Genomic DNA, 24,438 nt, shown 5'->3' with positions numbered 1-24,438 from the left:
TAAACGTTACGGTATTTCGTGAATTTGATATACGCATTTATGAAATATCATAAATTGTGATGGGCAGTTATGATTTACTCAGTTTTCTCCTGATGCGGCTCAGGCTTTCGGCCTTCATACCAAGAAAGGATGCAATGTATTGAACCGGAACATTATGCAGAATATCCGGGTAGTTGTTGATCAGTTTTACATACCGTTGTTCTGCGGTAAGGGTAGCCAGTTCCTTAGACCGGTTCTCATTATAGGTGATGGACTGTTGGAATACCCGGATACTAAAGTCCTTCATTATTTCGCTTTCGGCCGTCAATAGATCCAGGTCTTCCCTGGTAATTCTCAGTAGTTCGCAATCAGTTACGCACTCCACATTTTCGTCCGATCTTGTCTGATTAATAAAATTGAAATAAGAGGTGAAAAATCCCGGGGGACAATTAATATGTGAGGTCACCTCATCTCCGTTTTCATTGTAATGAAAGAGCCGTAGATAGCCGGATACGATGTAGTAAAGATACAGGGGTATCTTTCCTTCTTCTTCCAATATCCGGTTTTTAGGATATAGCACTGGTTCGAAATATTTTTCTATCAGTGCTATATCCTTTTTCTGGAAGGTTATATTAGAAGCGATGTATTCCAGCAATTTTTTATGCATATCCAAAGTTACAATAATTCCTTGTGTTCCATGAGATAAGCTAAAGCTTCCGTTACTGCCTGATTAGGTGATTTGGGATTAAAACCCAGTTCCTTTCTGGCTTTGGAGATGTCGAAGTTCTGTTGTAAACCAGAGAACATGGCGATATCTTTTCTTGTCAGTACAGGTGCTTTATTGCTCATACGGGCGGAGAACTCCATGATACCTGCGATGGCGAAGAGCATGAATTTGGGGACCGAGCCGGGGATTTTAAGATTTAGTGCAGGATATAATTCCTGTGCCAGTCTGGTCGTATCGGTAATGGTCATGCATTGTTCATTCGCCAGTATGTAACGTTCACCTGGTCTGCCATTTTGAGCAGCGAGGATACAGCCTTCGGCAACGTCTTTCACATCAACCCAGTTCAAGGTGATGCGGGTATCCATGGGGATCTGTTTATTCAGAATGAGTTTCAAAACACCATAAGATACGTTCAGTGGCAGGAAGGCATCGCTGCCGATCATAGCAGATGGCATAACAGAAACGAGTTCTACACCAAGTTCTTTTGCCAATTGAAAAGCCAGTATTTCGCCGTCGTTTTTAGAGTTGTAATACATGTCGCGGCGGTCGGGATTGTAGCCATTGCTTTCTTTGGTGGGGAGGTTATTATAATTGAGCGCGGCGATGGAGCTGACGTATATGATTCGCTTTACACCTGCGGCAGCAGCGGCTTCGATCGTGTTGCGGGTGCCATTCATATTTACATCGTAGATTTCTTTTTTGGGATCTTTTGCCCAGAGTTTAAAGGAGGCGCCTACGGCGTAGAACGTTTCAACGCCTTGTAAGGCTTTAACAAAAGAGGCTTTGTTGGTAATGTCGGCTTGAACGACTTCACAGTCGAGGCCGTGGAAAGGGGGTTTGTTATTGATATTTCTGACGGTTGCCCTGACAGGGATGCCTTTTTTAATAAGGAGTCTTACGAGGTTGTTGCCTAAGTGACCGTTTGCGCCGGATACGAGTGCTAAATTCTTTTGTGCCATTGTTGTTTTGTTTTGATAGCACAAATGTCAGCACTGGAGGAGGGAATCTACTTGACTTTTGTTAGTTAATCAATTCAACGTTGTACTTCATATAAAATATCAGCAGCGGCTACGCAAACTTGATCATAAGACTTTTTTAGAAATAATTAAATATTTTGTTATGCTGAAATAATCATATATTCAGAATGTTGTTTGAAACCTGATAATAATGAGATTTAATGATAACCCTATACCTGTACTACAGCAATTGTGGTTGGTGATCCTATGTCTGTTTTCCCCCGCCATATCCCTGGCGTCGGATACAAACTACGTAGCAGGTATATTCAAAGAAATACAGGATAGCGGGCGCTATGTCAGCGCACTTGGCACGCAGGAAATGGGTCGCTTGCCGGTGGGTCTTGTCCGCGAAATCAATGGCAGGATCTATGTCATTGCGATTGACAGTGCACGGTTCACGCCTACAGGTGCTTACCTGAATGCCTATTTCAGATTTCCTTTTCCCGGTACAGAACAAGAGCTGATTTTCGGCGGGAGAGATATTGCTTTTACACCCGGAGGGATAGGCGTATCTGGTGCTACCAGACTGGTATTACTGAAGGATCAGCAGGTTGCTGTCAATGAGCATGTAGATCTCGTTTTTCCTGGTGATGGGCGTAATTATATAGAATGGGATTGCAATGGCTTTAATGGGGCTAATTTAAGCGCTGTATTTGAATTTGATAAAGGGTGGCTGACGCCGGAGGATCCATTGGAAGAAAAATTAAAAGCGGTTTTACAGGTACATGTTGCCGATTTGAATGATATTATCGCCGGGATAGATTTGCCCTCTTTTCATATAGCAGGATTGAAAGATTTCTCTTTCAAAGTGCGGAATGCGGTGGTGGATCTCAGTGACCTGGTGAACCCTGATGGTTTCAAAGAAACGGATGCATTATGGAGAGGATTTTACTTACAGGAACTGGAGATCGGGTTGCCTTCCCAATTAGGCCGGCCATCAATAAAGGTGAATGATTTTATTATTGATGATCAGGGAGTGAGTGGTGCTTTAACAGCTACAGATATAGTAAAATCAGGAGATGCTAATTTGAGCGGATGGCCTATTTCGATAGATAAGCTGGGAATCAGTTTTAGTAAAAATAAACTGAATGGAGGTACGCTGGGCGGCCAGTTGCAAATAGGTTTCCTGGGTAAAACGCCCATTGATTATGAAGCTTCGGTGAATATGCGGGGGGGTGATCCGTATTATTCATTTGCTTTGTCAATAGCGGAGGATCGGAAATACGAATGTTTTGCAGGTGAAATCATATTAAATAAGAACTCCCGGATTGAGGTCAGGGATTTTGTACCGGTGGCCACCCTGCATGGAAAGGTCAATATTAATAAAGGGGTATTGAATATACAGGGCGTCGCATTTGAGGATCTGGTATTGTCTACGCAACAACCTTATGTACACAGCGGTACATTTTCCTTGAATAGTAATAGTAGTAAGATGGCTGCCTTTCCTGTTTCATTTGATAGTATCAGATTGGGGATTGATGAAGGCAGGATCGCCATTGGTGCAGGGGTGAAATTGAACTTCATGAATGCTTCTGATAAAGGGTTTAGCGGATCTACTTCCTTCGTAGTGACAGATGGGAAAGTGAGTATCAGCGATATTCATCTCATGGTAGCGGTCATGGCTTTTAAAATGGAGGGGATATTGACGCTTTTTGACAAGCATCCAGTATATGGCAATGGTTTCAGGGGGTATCTGAAATTCGGATTGCCGGGACCTATTCCGGAAGCAAAGGCTACTGCTTATTTTGGTTCAAAAGATGATTACCGGTATTATCATGTTGATGCGTATGTAGGAACGAATATGCCGATACCACCTATGCTTAATCTCACAGGGTTAATGGGTGGCTTATCCTATCATATGGAAAGACCGGGAGATTTTGATCCTTATGCCTCGCGGAATGTGGTAGACCAGAAAGGTGGATTGAAAGAGGTGGATGAGATCTTTCAATATATTCCCTCTAAGGAGGCCGGATTGGGATTTATGGGAGGGGTATCGCTGGCACTTGTCAAAGAAATGATCGTAAATGTCAATGCTTCGCTGGAAGTGCAGTTTGGTACAGATGGCGGTTTCCGTTATGCACAGTTTGATGGTGCGGGGTATGTGTTGCATTTACCAGTAAAGGCACTGAATAATAAAGATGCCAATGGCGATGAAAGTGCGCCTCTTCGTATCACCTTAAAGATGCGCTATGATAATGTAAACAGTACATTCGATGCCATTGCGAAGACTTATATCAATTGTTTTATAAAAGGGAATGGAGAAAGTGCATTGCATATAGGTCCGGATGACTGGTACTTTTATATAGGCCGGCCTTCACAGATGTTTAACCTGGATGTTGCAGGACTGGCTACAGTAAAAACTTATTTCATGACCGGGTCACAGCTGGAAGATATGCCACCTTTGCCCAAAGAAGTCAGTGATGTATTGGGAGCATATTCCAATACAATGGAATATCCGTTGAAATCCGGCGGCGGACTAGCTTTTGGCGCGCATTTTTCTACGAATTTTAGTTTTGATTATGGTGTGTATGGAGACTTTTCGATTGGTGCAGGTGCGGATATCTGCCTGCGTGATTATGGAGAGGCGCGGTGTAAAGGGAGTAATGAGGTGATTGGGATCAATGGCTGGTATGCTTCCGGACAGGCATATGCTTACCTGAATGGGGAAGTGGGGATGCGGGTAAAAGTATTTGGTAAGAAAAGAGGTTTTCCTATCGCAAAACTGGCAGCAGCGGTATTGTTACAGGCAAAAATGCCGAATCCGAGTTGGATGAAAGGAATGGTGGGTGTGAAATATTCCGTATTGGGAGGGATGGTACATGGTACTGCCAGTGTGAGGGTCGAACTGGGATCGCAATGTGAGATAGTAGGAGGAAAGGAGCTTGATCTTCCTATAATCAATGATATCAAACCAGATCACCAATCTACAGAAGTCAGTGTATTTGCTACGCCACAGGTGGCATTCAATATTCCTATTACAAAGCCATTTTCGATGCTGAATAATTATGATGAAGTAGAAACGTATCGGGTGCAGCTGGATGGGATTACATTATTGAATGATAAAACTGCTATTACAGGTACAACTGAAATTTCATCAGACGGTACGACAGCATTGTTACATCTAACAGACATATTACCGCCGACGAGTAGCCTGAATGCAACAGCAAAAGTGCATATAGAAAGACAAAATGGTGCTGGCTGGATGGCGCTGGATGATAACGAAACGAAATCTACAAGCTTTACAACGGGGGTAGCACCTGATTATATTCCATGGGAGAATGTAGCTTATGAATACCCGATAAAAGATCAGTATCATTTTCTGCCAAAAGAATCGCCTGCTGGTTATATCAAATTAAAGCGCGGGCAGCCGTATTTGTTTTCAGGTGATGTGGCAGTTAATATGGTGTCAGAAAGTGGGCAGTCAATAAAAACGGCTTTTGCTTATGATTCAGGTATGGCCCAATTGGACTTTGCAATACCATCGGGTATGATCAAAGAAACTTCGTATTCTTTGAGTGTAGTACGGGAGAGTAAAGCCAGCACAGATAATGTGGTTAGTGGCAATCATTCAATTACTTCTTCGGATGGAGATACGACTACCATTACACAAAATAGTTTAAAGGGGAATGCTACCGCTGCTATCAGTAAGGAACTGATTAGTTATGGGTTCCGTACCAGTATGTACAACACATTCATTGAAAAAATGAGTGGGGCTACAAATTCACGGGATTTCTTTGATGTAGGGACAGGTTATATCAGTGTAATTGGCCAGCGTTGGGATATGGAGGAGACCTTCGATCAGTATGAGTTAAATGGGCTTGTCTTTCTGGAAGCGAATGCAAATAATAGCTGGTTGCAAAATCAGATTATACCATTGATTTATAACAATGCGACAGATCAGGGGGTAGCTCAAGGTACGTCTCACGGGGGAACTCAAGGAATGTCACAGGGGGTAGCTCAAGGAATGTCTCAGGGTGTAACTCAAGGAACGTCTCAGGGTGTAGCTCAAGGAACATCCCAGATGATACCTCATTCGACACCGCCATTGGATGCCGTCTATCTTGCCAATGATACTTACACTGCCGGACGTGCCCGTATGATCTATTATGTATCCTGCGAAGCAAATCTTGACTACCATGAACTACTAAATAAAACCGCAAGAATAAATCCATCATCTCCATTGCTTACCAGCTTGTATCCTGATTTACAGCAGAATATTTATTATCCTGTAGATATCGCCTACCGGCTACCAGGCACAAACCATATCACCTCATTTATCACCAAATCTATTTATTACAAACTATAATATTCCATGTACCGTATCTTGTTTTTTTTGCTGTTCTATAGCCAGTGGGCAATAGGGCAGGACCACCATATCGCCGCCATGGCAGATGTAAAACCCGGTCTGATCAGATTGCGGTGGGCACCATGCAGTATTATTGGTTGGGAAATGGGGATCAAATATGGGTATAATATAGAGCGCTTTGCTATTGGTGAAAACGGACGGGGGGAAAGCAGTCCCGGTGAAAGCAAAGTCGGCAAAAATGGTGCACTCCAACTCACGCTATTGACACCACAACCCATCAAACCCTATCCACTTTCCAAAATGGATACCATTGATGAGCGTGTCGCCATTGTAGCCGAAGTCATTTACGGAGATCAGCCAATCCCTGAACAAGGCGGCTTTGGCGCATTTTATGAAGCCCATAATAGAAATGAATGGCGCATGTCCATGGCTTTATTATCCTGTGACTTATCTCCACTGGCAGCTCAAAGTGCCGGATTGTATTTTGAAGATACTGACATCAAAGCAGGCAACCGCTATATATACCGTATATCATTAGCACAGCAACCCAAAAACATTCTCATTGACACTGCTGTGGTAGTGGCTGTGCCTACCTTACTAGCCCGACCCCGTGAACTGACTATCATTTGTACTGATACAATTGCCGCCTTAGCATGGCGGAAAGACGCCTATTCTGCCTACATCGTAGAGCGTGCCGCCGATGGGAAAAACTTCCATGAGATTTCAGCCCTCCCAGTGGTCTCACCTCATTTCAAAGATACCCTGCCCGAAAATGAGCATAAATATTCCTATAGGGTAAAAGGTATCACGCCATTCGGTGAGTACGGCCCTTACTCAGAAACTGTAGTTGGCATGGGCATGCCCACAGTAGATGACAGACCTCAACTCGATACGATCATCATTCAGAATAATCAGCGAATTCAAATACGCTGGCTCCTGCCTGGTCATCTACCAGATCAGTTATCAAAGATCATTATTACAAGAGCTAACAATAGTAAAGGACCGTTTAATTCTATTGCTACCCTGAAAGGTATAGCCTATTCTTATACGGATTTAAAACCTGCTGCAACAAACTATTACCGAATTAAAGGGATTACCAAACAAGGAAAGGCTATTTATTCTTTCCCTTACTTCGCACAGTTAATAGACACTATTCCACCAGCCACACCTACAGGGGTAAAAGGAGTTGTAGATTCCTTAGGTATTGTGTGTCTCCAATGGAATGGGAATACAGAACCTGATTTACTGGGTTACAGGGTATTTCGTGCGAATAGCGCTAAAGAAGAATTTGTGGAAGTTACGAGTAAGGTGATTACAAATCCATCTCCTAAGTTATCCTCAAATCTATCTCTAGTTCCATCTCCTGGTCCATCTTCAATTCCATCTGAAATGATATCTTTATCTCCCTCATTCACTGATACCATTACCCTATATACCCTCAGCAAGAGTATCTACTATAAAGTCATTGCTGTAGATAAAAATTATAATACTTCTCCTTATTCCATCCCAATACAATTAAAACGACCAGATACAATCGCCCCATCGCCTCCTTTATTTACAAAAGTCTTCAATACCGATACCGCTATTATATTAGAATGGAATAACAGTACCAGCGAAGATGCAGTGCGATATACCCTTTACAGGATCGATACAAAAGATAGCATTCGTCAGCCACTCGCTATCTGGGATACTGTACAACTAAAAACATCTTTAAAAGATACTGGCTTACAACAAGGCAATACCTACTTCTACCAAATATCAGTCTATGATGATTCAGGAAATAAAACTATCGAAACCAGCGGTGATATCTGGGTTGAAACTGGTATTCGTCCAGCGATCACAACATGGAGTGCCAGTAAACAAAACAAGACAATTGTCTTACACTGGCAATACAATGCTGAAAATGTAAAGCAATACCGCATTTACCGCGCTAAGAATAATGATTTGTTTACCCTGTATACTACACAAGATGGCACTAAAACTGAATTTACAGACAATGCTATCTTTCTTGGAAATGTATTCAAATATAAAATTACTGCTGTGCTTCGTGGCGATATAAAATCCGCTATGAGTAAAGTGATCGAAGTGGTTTATTAATCCGCTATGAGGAGAGTGATCGAAGTGGATTTATTAATCCGCAATGAGGAGAGTGATCGAAGTGGATTTATTAATCCGCTATGAGGAGAGTGATCGAAGTGGTTTATTAATCCGCTATGAGGAGAGTGATCGAAGTGGATTTATTAATCCGCTATGAGGAGAGTGATCGAAGTGGATTTATTAATCCGCAATGAGGAGAGTGATCGAAGTGGATTTATTAATCCGCTATGAGTAAAGTGATCGAAGTGGTTTATTAATCCGCTATGAGGAGAGTGATCGAAGTGGTTTATTAATCCTCTATGAGGAGAGTGATCGAAGTGGTTTATTAATCCTCTATGAGGAGAGTGATCGAAGTGGATTTATTAATCCGCTATGAGGAGAGTGATCGAAGTGGTTTATTAATCCGCCATGAGGAGAGTGATCGAAGTGATCTATAATCTACTATAAGCAAAATTATCAAAGTGATCTATTAACCTATGAGGTACTTAATCTACATCCCCATCCTGTTTGTTCAACAAGCATCCGCACAGGCCATCGACCAGCTAGGCGTTAAAAAAGGCATTACCATGAATGGTAGTATCAATACCAGCACCACCGCTTACAAAGCTTTTGGTATGGCGCAACGCCGTGACCCATTCGCCTGGTACCTGAATGGCAATATCAATATGAACCTATTTGGTTATGCCATGCCTTTTTCATTCAGCTATAGCAACCAGGGCACCCAATATTCCCAACCTTTTAACCAATATCGTTTTGCCCCGTCCTACAAATGGGTAAAATTGTACCTCGGCACCACCAGTATGCAATTCTCCAATTACACATTGGCTGGCCACATATTCAATGGAGCAGGAGTGGAGCTGACTCCCGGCAAATGGCGTATAGCTGCCATGTATGGTACATTGGATAAAGCATTAAACAGAAAAGGATATGGAACGAAAATAGGCTATGAAAACAATGGGAATAGTTATAGTATAGCGTTGTTTACAGCAAAGGATGGTATCCCCAAAGATGCTACAGCCCATGATGATTCAGCTCATGATGCTACAGCCATAGATGCCACCACAAAAAATCAGACCGCCGCATTCGCCATAAAACAACATATCACCAAACGCATTTTTGCTGATGCAGAATATTCCATCTCCCAACTTAATAACCTGTATTATGATGCCATTCAGGCAGGCTTAGGATATACTGCTAATAGCTATTCCATTCAACTCCGCTATGAACGGGTGGCACCTGATTACACCACCTTAGGTGCTTACACTGTGGTGAACGACATGCGTAATGTTACCATCGCACCCACCTTACAGTTTTGGAAAGGAAAAATAACCCTGTCCGGCAACGCCGGTCTGCAAGTCAATAACCTCAACCATCAAAAAATGAGTGATACCCGCCGCTGGGTAGCCAATATCAACACCTCCATTACCCCCAATGATCATTGGACCATGTCCGCAAACTACTCCAACTTTAACACCTTCACCCGCGTGCGCCCGCTATCCGATCCTTACTTTACCAACCCATTAGATACACTTGACTATTACCAGGTAAATACTACCTACAACAGCATGCTTATGTACAGAATAGGCAACAGTGCCATTACTCTCAATACTTCATTTCAGCATGCCAGCGACAAAAGCGATGCTAATGATAACCTGAGTAGTTTCTTCACAAGTAACCTGAGTTATACCTACCTCCTCAAAAAACACGACATGTCACTCACAACAGCTTTCAACTATTACTACAATACCTCCGCAGGATTCAATACCGAATTCTTCGGTCCCAATTTGAATGTCAGCAAGCAATTCTTAAATAAAACATGTAAAGTCGCAGTATTAACAACGTACAATAGCACCAAGGTGGCAAGTACACAATCCGATCTTTTTAATACCGGATTGACACTCGGTTACACGCCCAAAGGGAAGAAACATACTATAAGCAGCTCGTTACTTTATATGCAAAAAGACGCTGTAAGGGAATATACCGGCACTATGAATTATTCTTATTCATTTTAATGGTGTCGCTTACGGTTATTCATTTTAACCATGCCGCGGACTCTCATTTATTTTAACCGTGCCACCTCTTATTACGATTCAGTCTCCTTTTGTGATGTATTGGAGCCTGTTGTATAAGCTAACATAACTAGCAAGAGTAACACATGAATAATAAAATTCAGAATATAAGTAAAGAGGTATCCCCATAATGGAAATTTAGGAATTATCAAGCAAATAAATAATGTTATTAAAGTAGTCCCTATATAATATGGAAAAACTGAAAAATAATCTTTGAGACTCATTCTCTCATTCTTATCCTGCTTCATAAATACCAATGCGAAGCCGAATATAATAATAAAAGCATTTAAAAGAATGGCTGTTAGATAAAAGAGCCAAGGAATTAACCCCTGGTTATTTTTGAAAACAGATTCAGGAAATCCTATGATTGCAGGTGATTGCGTTATTACGTCATTTCTCATTTCAAGCAAAGATTTGTGAGTTGAACTATCTCCTTGCGTATCATTTATAATTGCATTCATCTCACGAATAATAGCAATCTTTTTATCAATCCGATAAAAAAAAGTGAAACTAAAGATGTCATTGACAAAAATAATACCTGCGATAAAAATAAATAATACGAACAGTTTATTAGAGGTTGTCTTTTTTTCAGGTATGAAGAATTCCCATATTTTACTAAAATCCATAATTAAAAGAATTTGATTAGAATATTTCTGTAGAATATTGTGTTATTTCATGACGTTGTTTTTGGAATTGGTAACGAAAATATAATATTTTTAATGAATTTAAAATCGTTAGAAATAAAAGACCACACCTTTCTTATAATGATGCCTACCAGTTTGGAACATCTACTGCTCAATTATTTGTCGAAGCTACTAATGAACCACCTAAAAGAGTTGTTATTCATAAGAGAACCTTATTTACAGAAGAGAAGAAAGAAGGTATATTAGATGGGTTGAAAAACTTTCCAGTAATAGACTTGATAGAAATTAATATAGAAGAAAGCCTTCGATTTATTAATTCTTTACAAGTGCATGAAAAATTTGAAATAGATAAGTATCCTGTAGCCAGAGGAACCTGCATCGAAGTTAATTCTTACACAGGATTACTTTTTACCCATGGCACTACTCCTTCTATTAAGCAACAAGGTGGTAGGGATTTTATGGGAGGGCGAGGAATACCGGCCCCACTTGTCATAAAAAAGCATTATGGTCCATCTTCACTTGAAACAATTGCAACTGAAATTTTAAGTTTATCTAAAATGAATTGGAATTCGGCTAGCTTATATTCAAAACTTCCTGCAACGATACAATCATCAAATGATATTGCGAGAATTGGTTCTATGCTATCTCGGTTTTCTGGGAAATCCTATGATTATCGTTTATTTATTTTATCAATAATCCGGTAAGTTTTCCACAGCGAAGCTGTGGAAAACTTACCGGACTATTGATAAAAGATAAGAGACCGTATCTTACTTCTGATACGGCCTCTTTATATTAGAGTACCTAATGGAGATAAGTAGTCCTTTATGCAATTCTGAAGAGGTTTATTTATTTTTGATTCATCCTGTTAGTTAAATATTTTCTCACTGGCATATCATACAATACCATTGCTAACCACCCAAACCCTATCAACACCACCAATCCAATCACAATGATCCACGTCAACTGCGTAGTACCCGGCTTATACTGGTTCAAATAATTCGCAAATGCAAACATCACCATATAATGGGTCATATACAAAGGGTAAGAGATCTTCCCTGAAAAGTTACAAATCGCCTGTGTTGCGATATGCTTACCCGCACCTGCCCCCAGCGCAATTAATAACGGAAAATACACCATCACCACCAACGCCTCTGCCAGCCAGTTAAAACTTGTATAAGGCATCATCAAAGCCGCCAGCAACATCACTGACAACCCTAAAAAACCTAATTTATTCCGAAGTATCAGTTTATACCTGAATACCAGCATCCCCGCCAAAAAGCTATACGCAATCCTCGCACCACCCTGCCAGAAAGTACCGCCACTCCATCCCCCCATCAGGTTACCGGCACTATGACTCACATACAATATTCCCACGGCAGCTATGACCAGCAAGCCTAACAACACCCGCCTATTCAATCTCCACAACACCACCCCATACACTATATTCGCTACATACTCCCAAAACAATGACCATGATGGGGCATTCAGATTGAACAGGTTAAACCACCGCTCTGCCACCACCGGATAAGGGATCATTAGTATAGATGTGACAAAAAGCAGCGCCAGCTTTCCAAACCCATAACCAGCGGGCGGAGCTACAAACGGATCCCAGAGAAAACCAATCAGTCCCAATATGGAACCCAATACCACCAGAGGATGTAAGCGTATGATCCTCGCCGTAAAAAACGCTTTCAATCCCATACGACCTATACGACTATCATACGCATACGCAATCACAAACCCACTCAGGCAAAAGAAAAAATCTACTGCCAGGAACCCATGCCCGATAAAGTTTTTGCTATAATCCGAAAAGACGATTTCCATAAAATGAAATGTGACCACGGCAATAGCCGCAACGCCTCTCAGGCCATCCAGGATTTCGTAATGCTGCTTTGATTGTAAGTCCCCTTTCATATCTACCCAAAATAAACATCCGTATTTAGAATTACAAATTGTAAATTTTTAAACTGTTTTTATTACCTTCCCCCGACTTTTATCTAATACCGTTATGAATGCAAATCCACTCCCATCCAAACCTCATTACCAGATTCTGGATGGATTAAGAGGCGTCGCTGCTTTGATTGTTGTCGCCTTTCACATTTTTGAAGCCCATGCTACTAGTCATCTTACTCAGATCATTAATCATGGATACCTGGCTGTTGACTTCTTCTTCCTGCTTTCGGGGTACGTGATCTCTTATGCTTACGATGACCGCTGGCACAAAATGTCTGTCGGCAACTTCTTCCGCCGCCGTCTCGAACGATTGCAGCCTATGGTGATCATGGGGATGATCATCGGTGCTATCTGCTTTTATTTTAGTGATTCCCCTGTAGTATTTCCCCTGATCCATACGGTGCCTGTATGGCAGGTATTGTTGACCATGCTCGTAGGTTTCACCCTGCTGCCTATACCCGTTTCTATGGACATCCGTGGCTGGCAGGAATTACATCCGCTGAATGGCCCAGGCTGGTCTTTATTTTACGAGTACATCGCAAATATTTTATACGGATTAGGTATCCGACGTTTTTCCAAAGGACTATTAACTGCATTGGTCGTTCTTTCTGGTGCTGTATTAATGTATTATACAGTTACCAGTCAGGCCGGCGATATTGTTGGTGGATGGTCTCTCACGCCAGAGCAGATCAAGATTGGATTTATCAGGATGATGTTCCCTTTCTTTGGCGGTTTATTACTGGCCAGGGTAACCAAACCGAAACGTATTAAAAATGCGTTCCTGTGGTCAAGTCTCCTGCTGGCAGTAGTACTGTTCATGCCAAGAATAGGTGGTGCTGAACGCTTGTGGGCCAATGGCCTGTACGAAGCACTGGCCATTATATTTGTATTTCCCCTGATAGTTTACCTCGGTGCAGGTGGTCAGACCCACAGCACCAAAGAATATAAAGTATGCAAATTCCTGGGGGACATCTCATACCCAATTTACATCACCCATTACCCATTTATTTACATTTACACCGCATGGGCCTACGACAACAGGCAGGTAGCTCCGTCACTAGCCATTGGCTATGCACTGCTCACTTTTGCTGTAGCCGTTTTTGTAGGTTATGCCAGCCTCAAACTGTATGATGAACCCGTACGGGCATGGCTGAAAAAGAAATCCATTACATAATGAAAAAAACAACACGGGCCGAGAAGGCCCAGGAGACCCTGCAGATCATTGACCAGGGCTATTATCGTGTGAAAGAAGAGGTTGTCAACATCAAAGCATCCATTGCTACTATGCTCGAAGATTGCAAATTGTACACCCCTGATGACTTCAACACCCTCATGCCGGAGGTAGCCGAAAAAGCTGCCGCAGCCAACGAAGTAACCACATTCGAAGTGATTAACACCACGGTACTCGATGCTGCTGCGGCTATGATACGTCAGAACAAGAAGATCGGTTGCCTCAATTTCGCCTCCGCCAAGAACCCCGGAGGCGGTTTTCTGGGAGGTGCCGTTGCGCAGGAAGAAAGTCTCGCCATGTCATCTGCATTGTACGCAACGCTCTCAAAACATTTTGAGATGTACGAGTATAACAGGGCCAGGCCTACGCTACTGTACTCGGATCATATGATCTGGAGTCCGGATGTAGCCGTGTTCCGCAACGATAACGGCGAACTGCTGCCGGATCCTTATCCTGTCTCGTTCATCAACAGTCCTGCTGTGAACGTTGGTGCAATATTGAATAATCGCCCCCACGAAAAAGCACAGACTGAAGATGTCATGCTCCGCAGAATGGACAGGGTACTGGGCGTATTTGCACATCATAATATCGAACATCTCTTATTAGGCGCCTGGGGATGTGGCGTGTTTAGAAATGATCCCAAAGATATCGCGCGTTATTTCGGTAGCTATTTATTAAACGGAGGAAAGTACAGTAAATGCTTTAAATCAGTCGTTTTTGCAGTTTTGGATAAGAGTGCTACGACGCCGAATATGAAAGCATTCCAGGAAATTTTTACCTGAAAACTGGGAGTGTTAAAATTATTTGAAAAACAGGTTGGAGAATCTCTATCTTTGCGCCCGCAAGCGGAAACCTAATTAACGCTCCTATACCTTTTTATGCTAAGTGCCAGATTCAAGAAGTCCTCTTGGAAAGCATTGAAAGTTATTTCTTTGTCTTTCGGAGGAGTATTACTATTGCTATTTATCCTGCCTTTGCTTTTTCCAAAGGCTGTTTCAAACAAAATTAAGACCTGGGCCAATAATAGCATAACCAGTGAGCTGAATTTCTCGAAGGCCAGATTATCCTTCTTTAACCACTTTCCATCTTTAACACTCACCCTCTATGATTTTAGTCTGAAAGGGTCTGCACCTTTTGAATCGGATACGCTCATCGTGGCTTCCGAAGTTTCATTAGGGGTAGACTTATCTACCGTATTTTCTAAAACCATAAAGATCAATGAGATCTACCTCACAAAAGGAAATGTACACGTGCAGGTAGATACTGATGGACGGCCTAACTACAATATTTATCAATCCACTGCGCCTGCGAAGGCAACGAAGGAAGATACCAGCGGTGCATCGCTGCACATAGATCGGATACAGCTGGAACATTGTCGTATTGTCTACAACGATCGTTCACTCGCATTGAATATCAAAGCGAACGATGTAAATTATGTAGGCAAGGGCAACCTGAAGTCCAACAAGTTTGATCTCTTTTCGCATATTGGTATCAATTCATTCGACCTGTCTTATGGAGGCGTACCATATATACAATCCAAAAAACTAAAGGGTGATCTGATCACAAGGATCAATACGAAGTCACTCGACCTGGTATTTGAAAAGAACGACCTGAAGATTAACCAGTTACCCGTTCAGTTCAAAGGCGAATTCAGTTTTCTCCGGAATGGTTATGAGATGGACTTCCAGTTAGGCTCCGGTGCATCTACACTGGAAGCGCTGTTCAGTGCCCTGCCTGCCAAGTACCTCTCCTGGATGGAACATACAGATATTGAGGGGGATGCCGAGCTTTCTGCCTCTCTGAAAGGGAAGTACCTTGCCAATGCGAACAGGATGCCTGATTTTACTTTTAAGATAAAAGTAAGAGAGGGGGAAATTTCCAGTTCAGGCGCTTCCAGCAAGATTGAGAAATTAAGACTGGATTTCATCACCCGCATGCCGCAGATGAATCCGGACCGTCTGAATATCAGCTTAGATTCCTTATCATTCCAACTGGGTAAAGGCCACCTGAATGCGGATATCGAGGTCACCGGTCTGAACAAACCGCTGGTAAAAGCAAAGATGGATGCCGACATTGATATGGAGCAATGGACCAAAGCCATTGGTTATGATAAATTTAAGCTGAAAGGACACCTGCTGGCAAAGTTCACAGCCGATGGCCGATATGTGCCGAATGTAAGTGTACCTGCCTTTGATTTCCATTCTACTTTCAGCGATGGTTCGTTGCACTTTGAAGATGTGAAGGAGCCTATCAAAAATATTGGATTTGAAGTAGAAGCCTATAGCAAGGATAACAATTATTCTAATGTCCATTTAAATGTAAACAAGATCAACGCAGAAGCATTGAGCAATTACATTAAAGGACATGTGCAAATAAACAATGCCCTCGCACCACAGATCGATGCGAACCTGACAGGCTTACTGCACATGGAGGAAATGAAGAAATTCTATCCCATCGATGGTATTGACCTGCAGGGTGATGTGAATGTAAACATTCTCAGTAAAGGGCCATGGGTACCAGCACAGCATTTGTTCCCCGTCACCACGGCTTCCCTGAAAATGAGTAATGGCGCGGTAAAGACAAAGTATTACCCGCATCCGATCGAAAAGATCAATGTAGATGCAATGTTGGTTGATACAACGGGCAACTTCCAGGCATTGAGATTTGATATCAAACCAGTGGCTTTTGAATTCGAAGGCCAAGCCTTTCATTTAAAAGCATCTGTAGACAATTTCAATGATCCGCATTATGATATCGTAGCAAATGGTGCAATCGACCTGGGTAAGATTTACAAGGTACTGGGCAAGGATGGATATGATGTAGATGGTATGATCAAAGCAGACCTGTCTCTGCATGGTACACAAAGCGATGCAATGTCGGGTCAGTTTGCAAAACTGAATAACAAAGGATCACTGACTGTAAAAGGAGTGACTGTCAAAGCAGATATCTTCCCATTACCTTTCCATATTAATGATGGTGTGTTCCGCTTTGCAGATGATAAAATGTGGTTCGATAAATTCGATGTGCACTATGGAAAATCAGACCTGCACCTGGATGGTTACCTCAATAACCTGATCGGATACATGACACAGAAGGATCAGCATTTACAAGGTGCCCTGGAACTAAAGAGCCATTATATACAGGTGGATGAACTGGCAGCTTATACCAGCAACAGTGACCCTGCGGATGCTGCTGCCGGTGTACCGGGTGTGGTGATCATTCCGGCTAATGTATCGCTCACCATTCATGCAGCTGCTGATAGAGTAAATTATAACAGTATCGACCTGCATCGTTTTCATGGACAGCTGGCTATAGACAATGGTACGCTGAATATGAGTAATACAGGTTTTAATATCATTGATGCACCAGTGGTGATGGATGCACAGTATACGAGTCTGAGTGCACAAAGAGCACAATTCGATTTTCATATCAGTGCAAAGGAGTTTGACATCAAACGTGCCTATAAAGAGATCAGGTTATTCCATGACATGGCTACCTCTGCATCTACAGCAAGTGGTATCGTGGGATTGGATTATCATATCAATGGCCGTCTGGACGAGAATATGAAGGTGTCTTATCCATCCCTGAAAGGAGAGGGGGTATTGACATTGAAGCGGATCAAACTGAAAGGGTTTAAGTTATTAAATACGGTAAGTAGCAAAACGGGTAAGGAGGATATTAAAGATCCGAGTCTGTCAGAAGTAAACATCCGTACTTCCATAGCAAATAATATCATTACCATAGAAAGGACCAAACTTCGTATAGCAGGTATGCGTCCCCGCTTTGAGGGCCAGGTGAGCTTTGATGGCCGACTGAACCTGAAAGGCCGTGTAGGATTACCACCATTAGGTATCTGGGGAATTCCGTTTAGTGTGACGGGTACCCAGCATAATCCAAATGTAAAACTGGGTAGGAACAAGGATATGGACTTGCAGGAGGGGAAGGAAGAATAACTATTTTCGACACTATTTGTCAAAGTGTCGAAAATAGTTTTATCTTTGTATGGTATGCCAGAGGATATAATACAACAGCAGATTCTGCAGGCCGCTCAGCAGCTATTTCAAAAACATGGTTATCAGAAGGTAACCATGGATGATGTTGCGAAGGCGATCGGCAAGGGGAGAAGCTCCTTGTATTACTATTATAAGAACAAAGACGAAGTCTTTGATGCTGTAGTGGGTGCTGAGATCGATGAAATCGTAGCCGAGATCGCGCGTGTGGTAGATAAAGCGGATACAGTAGCCGACAAACTACGTGCCTTTGCTATTACCAAAACCAAGATCGGCCGCAAGAGAAGAATATTCTTCGATATGCTGGAAACCGGGATGAATGCTGATGAACTCTCACAATATACACAGCGAAAAAGGGTCATTCAAAAGAAGATCAGAGTAGACGAATTGACACTACTGAATCGTGTGTTGGAGGGGTACAATACAGCAGATAAAGCGGCTGTTATATTTGTATTTACAAGTAGTCTGCGCGGGTTAAAACGCGAGATGGATTTAGAAAATAGTTATGCGCGTATGGAACCAGCGATCGATGCCCTGGTACGTATGACAATGCTGGCCATTCAGGGCTAGCTTTTTTTTTGTCTTTAATTCGACACTTTATCAAATAGTGTCGAAAGGTCAATAGAACATGTATATGATACAAGCTGTAAAAAGCAACGCTTTCAGGGCATTTCGTAACAGGAACTACGCCTTGTTCTTTTGTGGACAGTCCATTTCGCAGATCGGAACCTGGATGCAGAGAACAGCAGTGAGCTGGGTGGTATATTCCATTAGTCATTCCGCTTACATGCTGGGATTGGCGGTGTTTATGCAGCAGTTCCCTTCGTTTTTATTTTCATTGTTAGGGGGGATTGCTTCTGACAGGTATAGTCGTAGAAAGATCCTGCTGATCACGCAAACGGCCTCACTGGCTCAGTCTTTAATGTTGACGATCCTTACCCTGACCAACCATTACCAGATCTGGCAGATCTTATCCCTGAGTGTGGTGTTGGGTATTGTCAATGCATTTGACACGCCAGCCCGGCAACCTATGGTGCATGAATTGGTCAGGGATAAGGAAGATATCACGAATGCGCTGGCCCTGAATTCTGCTATGGTAAATTTAGCACGGTTAATAGGTCCGGCACTGTCAGGTATTGTATTACAGGCGTATGGCGCACATACCTGTTTTGCATTGAATGCAGTGAGTTTTCTGGCGGTAATTGGGTCTTTATTATTAATGAAACTACCGCCATTTGTAACGCCATTACATAAAAAGAAGGCACTGACTGAATTATCAGAGGGTTTTGTATACCTGCGGGAAACGCCACGCATAGGGATCATCATTGTCTTAATTATGTGCATGGGATTTTTAGTACTGCCATATGATACATTGATGCCTGTCTTTGCAAAAGCTATCTTCCATGGCAATGCCCGCACCTTTGGATATATCGCCAGTTCGATAGGATTAGGTTCCATTACAGGCAGTTTATTTTTAGCTTCTTTGAAAAAGAGTGGCCATCTGATGCGTATTCTCCTTGTGAGTATTGTAATACTGGGGATTGGGTTAATTGGATTTTCCCGCTGTACCTCTTTTTACGCCGCCATTCCTTTTGCTGTAATTATTGGTGTGGCATCGCTGGTACCCATGACGGCCAGTATCACCATTATACAGGTAGAAGCAGCGGCACATATGCGTGGAAGAGTGATGAGTTATATCGCCATGGCATACTTTGGCATGCTGCCATTAGGTAGCTTATTAGCAGGTACTGCGTCACAAAAAATATCAGCCCCGACGACCATGTTGATACAGGGTGGTATTGCCCTGGTCACAGCATTTATATTTTCAAACTATCTCAAAACAAAGCAATGAGTAACACCGCTTTATTAGTAATGGACATGCAGACAGCGATGCTGGGCATGATCCCCAATGGCGCTGCGGTAACAAGCAGCGTGGCCAGTGCTATAGCCAGTGCACGGAACAAAGGTATCCCGGTGATTTATGTAGTCGTAGGTTTCAGACCCGGCGCTCCCGAGATCAGTGAAAACAACATGGGTTTTATGGCAGCAAAGCAAATGGTGAGCCATGTAAAGCCGGAAGATTTTATGCAAATACATCCGGATCTGGCACCACAGGAAAATGAGGTGGTGACGGTAAAACGCCGTGTAAGTGCTTTCGCCGGCAGTGACCTTGAAGTTGTACTGAGAGCATCCCGGATCGACCATATCGTATTGACAGGTATTGCAACCAGTGGTGTCGTGCTGTCTACATTGAGAGAGGCGGCAGATAGAGATTTCCGAATTACTGTATTGTCTGACGGATGCGCTGACAGGGAAGAGGAGGTGCATGAGTTCCTGCTGACGAAGATCTTCCCGAAACAGGGAGAAGTGATCACAGTGGCAGCGTGGAAATAACGATTTTAGAGAGGCTACTTTTTTGAAGTGGCCTCTTTTTTTTTATATTTACAGTATGCAGGTGCTGCCTTCCATATCGCTTCGCCCATTTATCCGGCATTATCTATTCATAGAGAATCCTGTCCGGACACCTATTCGTTTTTTCACTGATGGCAACCCGGGTATAGTATTCTGCGATGGCGAGATCATCCTGGAAGGCAATTATTTACCTCCTGCTTTTGCATACGGGCAGGTCACGCATTACAAAGATCTATATTACTCAGGATCGTTATTAATAGTGGTATTCCGGCCTTATGGGTTGCACGCCCTGACGGGTATTCCTGCTACAGCACTGAAAGACCAGTTTATTGATCTCTCATTGATTTTCAAAAAGCCGCCTGCCAGAGAAGATGTCAATGAATTCTTCAGCTCATTGCAGCCCCATACCTGCTCGCTAACACAGGCTACTATAGATTATATTGATCAGCAAAAGGGGCAGCTTTCTATTCCACAGTTACAGGTCTTTACGGGTTATCAGGAAAGGCAGCTGGAAAGACGGTTTAAAGAAAGTGTGGGAATTAGTCCTGCTAAGTATTGTAATATCGTGAGGACGCATACTTTTTTGAAGTCCCTTCATAAGAATAAAAGAATAACCCCACTGGTCTTTGAAAATGGGTACTGTGATCAGTCACATGCCATTAAGGATTTTAAAAAGCTCACAGGCTTAACGCCCCGCCATTACCTGCATAATAACTACCCTTTGGCGAGTAACTTCCTAAGTCGGAATTGTACAATTTAAGTTTTGGGCGAGACGGTACCTTAGTGGCATGAAAGTCACTACCGTACAATTTGAACATCGCAGTGGGGATAAGGGGTACAACCTTTCCGTCATAGAAAAATATGCAGCTACGGCCGGATCTGATCTCATTGTATTCCATGAGTGCTCCATTACCGGGTATACCTTTGCCCGTCATTTATCGCGGGAACAATTATGGGAACTGGCGGAGCCGATACCGAACGGGCCTTCTATCAATGCCTTAATTGAAATAGCCCGTAAATACAACATTGCCATCGCCGCAGGTTTATTTGAAAAAGAAGGAGATCATATTTACAAAGCCTACGTGTGTGTAGACAAAACCGGCCTGTTGGCTAAGTTTAGAAAATTACATCCTTTCATTAACCCTCACCTCACACCGGGGAATGAATACTGTGTATTCGACCTCCATGGCTGGAAGATCGGTATGCTGATTTGCTATGATAATAATATAATTGAAAATGTGCGGGCCACGAGATTGCTGGGTGCAGAAATCATCCTGATGCCACACGTTACCATGTGCACGCCTTCCACTCGTCCGGGAGCGGGCTTTGTAGACCCGGAATTGTGGGAGAACAGGTTAAGCGACCCAACGAGTCTCCGCATAGAATTCGACGGCTTAAAAGGCCGCAAATGGCTCATGAAATGGTTGCCAGCCCGGGCGTATGACAACGGGGTATATTGCATTTTTGCCAATGCCATTGGCATGGACGATGACCAGCTTAAAAATGGATGTTCCATGATTCTCGATCCTTTCGGCGATATCATTGCAGCATGTCGTGCACTTGATAATGATATGGCGACAGCACTACTTACAAAAGAAAAACTGACACAGGCAGGAGGGCATCGTTATTTGCAGGCAAGAAGACCGGAATTGTACAGGGATATAATTGGTGGGGAACATGTTTCTTCCCAACAGGTCGTATGGCTGACCCCGGAAAAATAATTATCTTTCCTACATGGATAATGATATACTCGCAAACCGTATTCGCGAACGGCTTGAAGACCTCTCCAATTTAAAAGAAATCCGTATGATGGGAGGATTAACCTTCATGTATAATGATAAGATCCTGGTAGGGGTTTACAAGGGAGATATGATGGTGCGGATCGATCCGGCAAAGGAGCATGAAGCGCTGGAGCGAAATGGTTGCAGGCAAATGGAGTTCAATCGCCCTATGAAAGGATATGTGCTGGTAGATGAAACGGGGATGAGAACAAAGGCGGAGTTTGATTACTGGATTGAACTGGCGCTGGAACACAATCCTAATGCGAAATCGGCTAAGAAGAAGAAAAAATAGGAGGGTGTAAAAGTAAGATACACCCTCCTATTTTTTGAATGTGGAGCCCGGTTTCCATTTATGCGGTTCTCAGGAGTTTCATTTATTTTTGATATATCCTGTTAAGCAGGTTATTTTTCGTAATACTCAAATGCATCTATAATATCCAGGTACACCCCGTCAAATCCTGCATTCAGTATCTTTTTGGTATAAGAGCTATCATTTCCATAAATGATTTTTTGCCAGTCGCTATACCAGTACTTCACTTTGTAATTCCCCGGCCAGTCAGGATTTTCAGCATCTAACCAGCCTGGTTTTGTCTTTGTCCAGCTGGTCTGCCAGTAATACCTGTAATCTTCAGCTTCTCCAATAGACATATAAGAAATCACCAGTCTTGAACCACCATTCGCTTTCTTTTTCAGTTCTGCGAGTTCAGCAGCTGTAAATGTGCTGCCATCAAAGTACAGATCAGTAATCAATAAGTCATAATTCGTTGCTTTTACTGCATTGATAAAGGCGGTTTTAGAATTATACCCACTTGCCGGATCAATCAGGTAGAGGAAGTTCTTTGCCTGACCAATGCTTGTCACAGCTGTGGTATTCTCTGCATAAATGGGAGACGGAAAAGTAGGAATATCTTCCAGTCCGCGGGAGTCAGCTGCAAAGGAAATGTAGCCCTGTGCGTTGTTCTTAGTATAAGAATCCGTCATTTTGGAATGGGTAGCGCAATAATCGGTAACGAGGATGGTATTCCCTGCATTTTTCGAAATTTTCAGCAGGGGGTTCAGGTAATTGATAGTAGCAGCAGGGGTGGCTACATCATCGTCATTATACCCATAGTACAGATCTTCCTGACCGTTAGCATCGATGGCATTGAGATAGGCGGTATCCGGAGTACCGGTACTTTCTCCGTTCTTAGTTACCAGTTCAATACCATTCTGTGGTACTACAATAAACCCGGCATGTGCTGCTTTGGCATACTTGCTGATGCCAATCACAAAGTCACGCATAGATTGTTTGTAATCGCTGGTGGCGGTGTCGACAGCGGCGCTGTCATTGTTGGATCCTGAAGTGGTATCAGTATCATTGTTCTTGCTACAGGCGCTTAAGGCAAATAGCGCAAATGGAATCAAAAGTATAGGTCTCATGAAAATATGGTTATAGATCAAAATTATATTAAATTTTTTTTACCCTTTAGCCACATACAAGTGGGTGAGTAGGTGTTTTAACAAATAATTAGTCGCCAGTCTGCGCATGATTTTTCATAGCAGTGGCTACTCCCGTATGTTTCATTGTTATTAAATGTGGTAAAACTGTTTAAATGATTCAGATGGGTCCAGTTAAATTATGTTGATTTCACGGTCCAGGTCCTGCATATCTATTCCTGTATGGTGTGTGTCTTTGTCATACAACAAATGTAGGCAAGACTTTTGTAGCACAGGTAGTAAAAGAAAGCAATGATAGAGATCCTTCCATCCATGCCCAACAATATGGTCGGCTTTAAAGCCACCGGCGAAGTTACGCAGGACAATTTTCTCAACATCGTAGATCCGGTAGTGAGGGAGTTGGTCAGTCGTACCGGCGAACTCAATTATCTGATGATCATAGAAACCCCGTTAAAAAACTGGACCATGGGAGCCTGGTTACAAGATGCATTACTCGGCATCATGGAGATTTCAAAATGGAACAGGGTTGCGATTGTATCAGGTTCTGATTTCCTGAATAAATTTACCGACGTGTTCAGCATATTCGTACCTGGTACATTCAAGGGATTTGGGGCGGAGCAGTTTTCCGAAGCAGTGCATTGGGTATCAACAGGTAAGTAATTCTATGAGCATTTACAGGCAGATCTTTTTCCCGTGGTAGTAAATCCTCTTACTTGCTATAAATCAAACATTATCTGAAATTATTTTTTAAATATATACGACAAATATTTATATAT

The 24,438-nt window shown here is 42.6% G+C and carries 19 protein-coding genes; 14 read left to right on the top strand and 5 right to left on the bottom strand.

Translation table 11 applies throughout. From position 1 onward, the window contains the following. Positions 1–67 precede the first annotated feature (67 nt). Together QQL36_RS29180 and QQL36_RS29175 are read right to left on the bottom strand one after the other, a co-directional pair. Positions 68–646 carry a Crp/Fnr family transcriptional regulator gene (locus tag QQL36_RS29180; RefSeq protein ID WP_321567690.1) on the bottom strand — a complete coding sequence of 193 codons (579 nt, stop codon included), beginning with the start codon at positions 644–646 and terminating at the stop codon, positions 68–70. A gap of 8 nt (positions 647–654) precedes the next feature. Then, positions 655–1,665, bottom strand: coding sequence for an NAD-dependent epimerase/dehydratase family protein (locus QQL36_RS29175; RefSeq protein WP_321567689.1), 1,011 nt, complete (start codon positions 1,663–1,665; stop codon positions 655–657). A gap of 208 nt (positions 1,666–1,873) precedes the next feature. Here QQL36_RS29175 and QQL36_RS29170 point away from each other — a divergent pair, with 208 nt between their 5' ends. The 3 genes from QQL36_RS29170 (at position 1,874) to QQL36_RS29160 (ending at position 10,137) form a co-directional block, all read left to right on the top strand. Next, entirely contained in the window at positions 1,874–6,028 is a 4,155-nt protein-coding gene (locus QQL36_RS29170; RefSeq protein WP_321567688.1) for a hypothetical protein, read from the top strand. Positions 6,029–6,034: 6 nt separating this feature from the next. Further along, entirely contained in the window at positions 6,035–8,125 is a 2,091-nt protein-coding gene (locus QQL36_RS29165) for a hypothetical protein (protein WP_083724258.1), read from the top strand. A 476-nt stretch (positions 8,126–8,601) separates the two neighbouring features. Further along, positions 8,602–10,137, top strand: coding sequence for a hypothetical protein (locus QQL36_RS29160; protein ID WP_321567687.1), 1,536 nt, complete (start codon positions 8,602–8,604; stop codon positions 10,135–10,137). A 71-nt stretch (positions 10,138–10,208) separates the two neighbouring features. Here QQL36_RS29160 and QQL36_RS29155 read toward each other — a convergent pair whose 3' ends face one another. Next, positions 10,209–10,820, bottom strand: coding sequence for a hypothetical protein (locus QQL36_RS29155; RefSeq protein WP_083724254.1), 612 nt, complete (start codon positions 10,818–10,820; stop codon positions 10,209–10,211). Positions 10,821–11,089: 269 nt separating this feature from the next. Between QQL36_RS29155 and QQL36_RS29150 the strand changes: the two genes are divergently transcribed. After that, complete coding sequence (locus QQL36_RS29150) at positions 11,090–11,542, top strand: hypothetical protein (protein WP_083724250.1); 453 nt, start codon at positions 11,090–11,092, stop codon at positions 11,540–11,542. Between the two features lie 142 nt (positions 11,543–11,684). Here QQL36_RS29150 and QQL36_RS29145 read toward each other — a convergent pair whose 3' ends face one another. After that, positions 11,685–12,752: an acyltransferase family protein gene (locus QQL36_RS29145; protein WP_083724248.1), complete on the bottom strand. Its 1,068-nt coding sequence runs from the start codon at positions 12,750–12,752 to the stop codon at positions 11,685–11,687. Between the two features lie 94 nt (positions 12,753–12,846). Here QQL36_RS29145 and QQL36_RS29140 point away from each other — a divergent pair, with 94 nt between their 5' ends. The 9 genes from QQL36_RS29140 (at position 12,847) to QQL36_RS29100 (ending at position 22,517) form a co-directional block, all read left to right on the top strand. Then, positions 12,847–13,965: an acyltransferase family protein gene (locus QQL36_RS29140; protein ID WP_083724246.1), complete on the top strand. Its 1,119-nt coding sequence runs from the start codon at positions 12,847–12,849 to the stop codon at positions 13,963–13,965. Beyond that, the gene (locus QQL36_RS29135) at positions 13,965–14,804 is read left to right on the top strand and encodes a TIGR02452 family protein (RefSeq protein ID WP_179091169.1); all 840 of its coding nucleotides are present in this window, start codon (positions 13,965–13,967) and stop codon (positions 14,802–14,804) included. The genes QQL36_RS29140 and QQL36_RS29135 overlap by 1 nt, the downstream gene beginning before the upstream one ends. Before the next feature lie 96 nt (positions 14,805–14,900). Next, positions 14,901–17,975 (top strand): AsmA-like C-terminal region-containing protein, encoded by a 3,075-nt coding sequence (locus tag QQL36_RS29130; protein WP_083724242.1) that lies wholly within the window; start codon positions 14,901–14,903, stop codon positions 17,973–17,975. A gap of 54 nt (positions 17,976–18,029) precedes the next feature. Further along, entirely contained in the window at positions 18,030–18,602 is a 573-nt protein-coding gene (locus tag QQL36_RS29125) for a TetR/AcrR family transcriptional regulator (protein WP_321567686.1), read from the top strand. Positions 18,603–18,666: 64 nt separating this feature from the next. Beyond that, positions 18,667–19,884, top strand: a complete 1,218-nt coding sequence (locus QQL36_RS29120) for an MFS transporter (RefSeq protein ID WP_321567685.1) — start codon at positions 18,667–18,669, stop codon at positions 19,882–19,884. Then, on the top strand, positions 19,881–20,426 hold the full coding sequence (locus QQL36_RS29115; RefSeq protein ID WP_083724236.1) for a cysteine hydrolase family protein: 546 nt from the start codon (positions 19,881–19,883) through the stop codon (positions 20,424–20,426). Before QQL36_RS29120 ends, QQL36_RS29115 begins: the two co-directional genes overlap by 4 nt. Before the next feature lie 55 nt (positions 20,427–20,481). Beyond that, positions 20,482–21,204: a helix-turn-helix domain-containing protein gene (locus QQL36_RS29110; protein WP_083724234.1), complete on the top strand. Its 723-nt coding sequence runs from the start codon at positions 20,482–20,484 to the stop codon at positions 21,202–21,204. A 28-nt stretch (positions 21,205–21,232) separates the two neighbouring features. Continuing rightward, a complete protein-coding gene (locus tag QQL36_RS29105) occupies positions 21,233–22,165 on the top strand; it encodes a nitrilase family protein (protein WP_083724232.1) in 933 nt (310 codons plus the stop codon). A 13-nt stretch (positions 22,166–22,178) separates the two neighbouring features. Beyond that, positions 22,179–22,517: a TfoX/Sxy family protein gene (locus QQL36_RS29100; RefSeq protein WP_083724230.1), complete on the top strand. Its 339-nt coding sequence runs from the start codon at positions 22,179–22,181 to the stop codon at positions 22,515–22,517. A 110-nt stretch (positions 22,518–22,627) separates the two neighbouring features. Here QQL36_RS29100 and QQL36_RS29095 read toward each other — a convergent pair whose 3' ends face one another. After that, positions 22,628–23,644 carry an endo alpha-1,4 polygalactosaminidase gene (locus tag QQL36_RS29095; RefSeq protein ID WP_321567684.1) on the bottom strand — a complete coding sequence of 339 codons (1,017 nt, stop codon included), beginning with the start codon at positions 23,642–23,644 and terminating at the stop codon, positions 22,628–22,630. Positions 23,645–23,953: 309 nt separating this feature from the next. On the opposite strand from QQL36_RS29095, the gene QQL36_RS29090 reads away from it, so the two are divergent. Further along, on the top strand, positions 23,954–24,322 hold the full coding sequence (locus tag QQL36_RS29090) for an STAS/SEC14 domain-containing protein (RefSeq protein ID WP_083724226.1): 369 nt from the start codon (positions 23,954–23,956) through the stop codon (positions 24,320–24,322). The last annotated feature ends 116 nt before the right edge of the window (positions 24,323–24,438 follow it).

It is taken from the genome of Chitinophaga sp. LS1, assembly GCF_034274695.1.
Classification (GTDB): domain Bacteria; phylum Bacteroidota; class Bacteroidia; order Chitinophagales; family Chitinophagaceae; genus Chitinophaga.
Note: the sequence above shows the minus strand (reverse complement) of the source record. Positions and strands in the feature narration are given on the sequence as shown.

What these genes read in the sequence shown, in the direction of transcription:
- QQL36_RS29180 (WP_321567690.1), bottom strand. Translation starts at nt 646, where the DNA reads ATGCATAAAAAATTGCTGGAATACATCGCTTCTAATATAACCTTCCAG.
- QQL36_RS29175 (WP_321567689.1), bottom strand. Translation starts at nt 1,665, where the DNA reads ATGGCACAAAAGAATTTAGCACTCGTATCCGGCGCAAACGGTCACTTA.
- QQL36_RS29170 (WP_321567688.1), top strand. Translation starts at nt 1,874, where the DNA reads ATGAGATTTAATGATAACCCTATACCTGTACTACAGCAATTGTGGTTG.
- QQL36_RS29165 (WP_083724258.1), top strand. Translation starts at nt 6,035, where the DNA reads ATGTACCGTATCTTGTTTTTTTTGCTGTTCTATAGCCAGTGGGCAATA.
- QQL36_RS29160 (WP_321567687.1), top strand. Translation starts at nt 8,602, where the DNA reads ATGAGGTACTTAATCTACATCCCCATCCTGTTTGTTCAACAAGCATCC.
- QQL36_RS29155 (WP_083724254.1), bottom strand. Translation starts at nt 10,820, where the DNA reads ATGGATTTTAGTAAAATATGGGAATTCTTCATACCTGAAAAAAAGACA.
- QQL36_RS29145 (WP_083724248.1), bottom strand. Translation starts at nt 12,752, where the DNA reads ATGAAAGGGGACTTACAATCAAAGCAGCATTACGAAATCCTGGATGGC.
- QQL36_RS29140 (WP_083724246.1), top strand. Translation starts at nt 12,847, where the DNA reads ATGAATGCAAATCCACTCCCATCCAAACCTCATTACCAGATTCTGGAT.
- QQL36_RS29135 (WP_179091169.1), top strand. Translation starts at nt 13,965, where the DNA reads ATGAAAAAAACAACACGGGCCGAGAAGGCCCAGGAGACCCTGCAGATC.
- QQL36_RS29130 (WP_083724242.1), top strand. Translation starts at nt 14,901, where the DNA reads ATGCTAAGTGCCAGATTCAAGAAGTCCTCTTGGAAAGCATTGAAAGTT.
- QQL36_RS29125 (WP_321567686.1), top strand. Translation starts at nt 18,030, where the DNA reads ATGCCAGAGGATATAATACAACAGCAGATTCTGCAGGCCGCTCAGCAG.
- QQL36_RS29120 (WP_321567685.1), top strand. Translation starts at nt 18,667, where the DNA reads ATGATACAAGCTGTAAAAAGCAACGCTTTCAGGGCATTTCGTAACAGG.
- QQL36_RS29115 (WP_083724236.1), top strand. Translation starts at nt 19,881, where the DNA reads ATGAGTAACACCGCTTTATTAGTAATGGACATGCAGACAGCGATGCTG.
- QQL36_RS29110 (WP_083724234.1), top strand. Translation starts at nt 20,482, where the DNA reads ATGCAGGTGCTGCCTTCCATATCGCTTCGCCCATTTATCCGGCATTAT.
- QQL36_RS29105 (WP_083724232.1), top strand. Translation starts at nt 21,233, where the DNA reads ATGAAAGTCACTACCGTACAATTTGAACATCGCAGTGGGGATAAGGGG.
- QQL36_RS29100 (WP_083724230.1), top strand. Translation starts at nt 22,179, where the DNA reads ATGGATAATGATATACTCGCAAACCGTATTCGCGAACGGCTTGAAGAC.
- QQL36_RS29095 (WP_321567684.1), bottom strand. Translation starts at nt 23,644, where the DNA reads ATGAGACCTATACTTTTGATTCCATTTGCGCTATTTGCCTTAAGCGCC.
- QQL36_RS29090 (WP_083724226.1), top strand. Translation starts at nt 23,954, where the DNA reads ATGATAGAGATCCTTCCATCCATGCCCAACAATATGGTCGGCTTTAAA.